General features: G+C 73.1%; 3 protein-coding genes, 1 tRNA gene and 1 pseudogene. 4 read left to right on the top strand and 1 reads right to left on the bottom strand.

All coding sequences use genetic code 11. The features are described 5' to 3' along the window. The first annotated feature begins 4 nt into the window (after positions 1-4). Positions 5-78: transfer RNA gene (locus tag CCN44_RS29725), tRNA-Pro, on the top strand. Positions 79-195: 117 nt separating this feature from the next. Here the strand turns inward: CCN44_RS29725 and CCN44_RS29720 are convergent. After that, positions 196-777, bottom strand: coding sequence for a hypothetical protein (locus CCN44_RS29720; protein WP_086700997.1), 582 nt, complete (start codon positions 775-777; stop codon positions 196-198). Positions 778-1,074: 297 nt separating this feature from the next. On the opposite strand from CCN44_RS29720, the gene CCN44_RS47670 reads away from it, so the two are divergent. The 3 genes and pseudogenes from CCN44_RS47670 to CCN44_RS29705 all read left to right on the top strand — a co-directional run. Beyond that, positions 1,075-1,314 carry a hypothetical protein gene (locus tag CCN44_RS47670; protein WP_086700994.1) on the top strand — a complete coding sequence of 80 codons (240 nt, stop codon included), beginning with the start codon at positions 1,075-1,077 and terminating at the stop codon, positions 1,312-1,314. Positions 1,315-1,366: 52 nt separating this feature from the next. After that, complete coding sequence (locus tag CCN44_RS29710) at positions 1,367-3,121, top strand: sodium/solute symporter (protein WP_086700991.1); 1,755 nt, start codon at positions 1,367-1,369, stop codon at positions 3,119-3,121. 64 nt (positions 3,122-3,185) lie between these two features. Then, positions 3,186-3,734, top strand: a pseudogene (locus CCN44_RS29705) (sensor histidine kinase); the annotation flags it as partial.

Genomic DNA, 3,734 nt, shown 5'->3' with positions numbered 1-3,734 from the left:
GCAACGGGACGTGGCGCAGCTTGGTAGCGCACTTGACTGGGGGTCAAGGGGTCGCAGGTTCAAATCCTGTCGTCCCGACTTGTGCGAGTCGCAGATCAGGGCCGGCTTCGGAGACATCCGGAACCGGCCCTCGATCGTTCTCGGGATGACCGGCGAACCGTGGCCGGCGATGCGTCGCCGGACGTGGACCGGACATCACTCCCACAGCGCGGCGCTCACACGCTGGATCGCCTCGTCCAGTTCGTCACGGTAGGTTGCTACCTGCGTGCGCCATATCTCAGCGCGTTCCTCGTAGGAGAGGGGGCTTCCGTTCCGGCTTTCGTTCCTGACGCGGATCTCGATCAGCTGGCAGACGCGCATGATGCTGAACGCGATGCGGGACACCTCGTCAGGGCCGACCTGCCTGACGATGCTGGGAGCGTTGTGGAGCTCACTGAAGGCGTTGTGCAGTTCATCGATGTCGACGTCACTGGCCAGGAGGCAGCGGCGAAACTGAGCCAGCGAATTCTGGAAGATGGTGTATGCGGCTCTCTGTGCGTCGGCCAGCCAACGCACTCGCTCCCTCTCCACCTGGTGACGCGCCAGCGCCAACGCACTCCGGTGGTTCGCCTCCGCCACTTCCAGCGCGGCCCGGTGGCCGGCCTCCGCGGCCTCCAAGGAGGCCCGGTAGTTGGCCTCCGCCTGAGCCAATCCGGCGCGCATCTGCCAACGCGCGATCAGCACACTCACTGGGATGCCGAGGAGAGCCAGAACGGCGGCTATGCCGGAGAGGTCCATGACAGATCATGATGACCCACTGCTGAACGTGCGTGCGCCGGGGGCTTCGGCGAGCCGGCGGCAGGCGGTGCCGGCCGTCGGCGCCGACCGGAAGCTGTTGCTTTGGATTCCTGATGCGTACACTCCATGCGAAGTGTGATCATCGCGGTCGGAGGACGCGGCATGGGTGCACCTGGGACTCCTCGACGTGAAGTGGTCACGGGGGCTCCGCGTGCCGCGCGTGCGGCCCAGGCGGGTCACGGGCCGGCTCGGCCGACCGGACTGGGGAGTGCCGACTCCCTCGCCGTCCGGGACCTGATGCGTCGTCAACTCAGGCTCGGGCTAGCCGCCTTCGGCGCGCTCGTCGCTCTGCTCGGGCCGCTGCCCCTCGCCTTCTCGGCCCTGCCGGACCCGGCGGTCCGGCCGGGCAGTGCCCTGGTCGTCTGGGCCGTCCTCGGCGTCGCCGCGTACCCCGCGCTCGTCGTCATCGGCCGGTGGTACGTCGTCCGCGCCGAACGCAACGAACGGGACACCGCGGACCGCCTCGAAGAGGGATGACGGTGACCGACGTCCGGCCACGCCGGCCCGGTCGCGCCAGCGGGGCCGCCGGGTGAATCAGACGTACGGCATCGTGGCCGTGTCGGCGGCGGTCGTCGCCACGCTGGTGATCGGCGCGACGGGGCTGCGCATCTCCCGCACCACCTCCGACTTCTACGTCGCCTCCCGTACCGTCCCGCCGTACCTCAACGCCATGGCCATCAGCGGCGAGTACCTCTCGGCGGCCTCGTTCCTCGGCATCGCCGGACTCGTCGCCGCCCAGGGCGTCGAGATGCTCTGGTTCCCCGTCGGCTACGCCGCCGGCTACCTGGTGCTGCTCGTGTTCGTCGCCGCCCCGCTGCGCCGCTCCGGGGCCTACACCCTGCCCGACTTCGCCGAGTCACGGCTGCGGTCGACGGCCGCCCGGCGCGTCGCCGGCGTGCTCGTCGTCGGCGTCGGCTGGCTCTACCTGCTGCCCCAGCTCCAGGGCGCGGGACTCACCCTCGGCCTGGTCACCGGCGCCCCGCGCTGGCTCGGCGGGGTGCTCGTCGCCGTCGTCGTCGCCCTGGCCGTGGCCGCCGGCGGCATGCGCAGCATCACCTTCGTCCAGGCCTTCCAGTACTGCCTGAAGCTGATCGCGCTCCTCGTACCCGCGATCTTCCTGGTCGTCGCCTGGCACGGCGAGCCCGGCCCGGCCGACGCCCTGGACGAGCCGCCCACCTTCCGCCGGCACACCCAGGTCACCGTCGAGACCACCGTCCGGCTCAGGATCGAGGCGCCGCTGCGGGCGGTCGTCACCGGCGCCGTGGACGGGCAGGACCACGACAACGGCCGCCTGCTGCTGGACCCCGGGGTGCACGAGGTGCGGGCCGGTACGACACTCCGGTTCCCGCCCGACGCCCCGGTGCCCGAGCGGGAGAGCGCCGACGGCCGCGGTGACGGAGCCGCCAGCTGGGCGACACCCCTGTCCGGCGGCAGAAACGATCACCCGCTGTACACGACGTACGGGCTGATCTTCGCCACCTTCCTCGGCACCATGGGGCTGCCGCACGTCCTCGTCCGCTTCTACACCAACCCCGACGGCCGCGCCGCCCGCCGCACCACCGTGATCGTGCTCGCCCTGGTCGGCGGCTTCTATCTGCTGCCGCCCCTCTACGGCCTGCTCGGCCGGATCTACGCCCCCGACCTGCTGCTCACCGGCACCACGGACGCCGCCGTGCTGGTCCTGCCGGAACGTCTCGTCGGCGGCCCGGGCGGCGATCTGCTCGGCGCCCTGATCGCCGCCGGTGCCTGCGCCGCCTTCCTGTCCACCGCCTCCGGCCTCACCCTGTCCGTCGCGGGCGTGCTCAGCCAGGACGTGCTGCCCTCGCTCGGCGTGCGCACCTTCCGGCCGGCCACGCTCCTGGCGGTCGCCGTGCCCGTCACGGTGAGCGTGGCCGCGAGCGAACTCCCCGTCGCCGACGCCGTGGGACTCGCCTTCGCGGTGGCCGCCTCGTCCTTCTGCCCGCTGCTGCTGCTCGGCATCTGGTGGCGCGGCCTCACCGCGCCCGGTGCGATCGCGGGGCTGCTCACCGGCGGAGGCAGCGCCCTCACCGCGGTCGCCCTGACCATCGCCGGACCCCTCACCGACGGCTGGGCGCACACCCTGCTCGCCTGGCCGGCCGTGTGGTCGGTCCCGCTCGGCTTCCTGACCATGATCCTGGTCTCGCTCGCCACCCGGGACCGGTTCCCGGCCGGCACCGAGGCCGTCATGGCCCGCCTCCACCTGCCCGAACGCCCGGCCGACCGCAGCGCGCCCACCACCCGCCGAGGAGTGACCACCCCATGACCATCCGCCGGCCCGCCGACGGCAGAGGCGGCACAGCCACGTCGAGCGCGGACAGGTCCCGCGCGTGAACGGGCTCGTCGTCCTCGCCGCCGCGGCGCCTCCGCTGTTCGCCGCCGGCCTCGCCGTCGGACGCCTCCTCGCCCGCCGGACCGCCCGGGGCGACACGGGCCACGGCACCCCCGTGGAACGCGCCACCTTCCACACCCTGCACACCGCGTCCCTGGCCGCGCCCCCGCTGCGCGCCGGACTCACCGAGGACGCGGCCCGCAAGGCGGTACGACGGCTCAGGCCGCTGTTCGGCACGGCCGCGCTCGGCCTCACCGCCGAGGACCGGCCGCTGGCCTGGGACGGGCCGGGCCGGCACCACGAGGACGCCGTCCTGGACCGGGTCCGCCACGTGCTGGACACCGGCCGCACCCAGACCTTCACCGTGGCCTGCGCGGACCCGGACTGCCCCGTGCGCCGGGGCGCCGTCGCGCCGCTCACCGTCGACCAGCGGGTGCTCGGCACCCTCGTCGTGCTGGGCGCCGGGGGATCGGCGTCCGCGGTCCGGGCCACCGAGGAGGTGGCGCGCTGGGTCTCCGTGCAGCTCGAACTCGCCGAACTCGACCGC

It is taken from the genome of Streptomyces tricolor, from assembly GCF_002155905.1.
Lineage (GTDB): Bacteria > Actinomycetota > Actinomycetes > Streptomycetales > Streptomycetaceae > Streptomyces > Streptomyces tricolor.
This window is presented reverse-complemented; position numbering and strand designations above follow the sequence as displayed.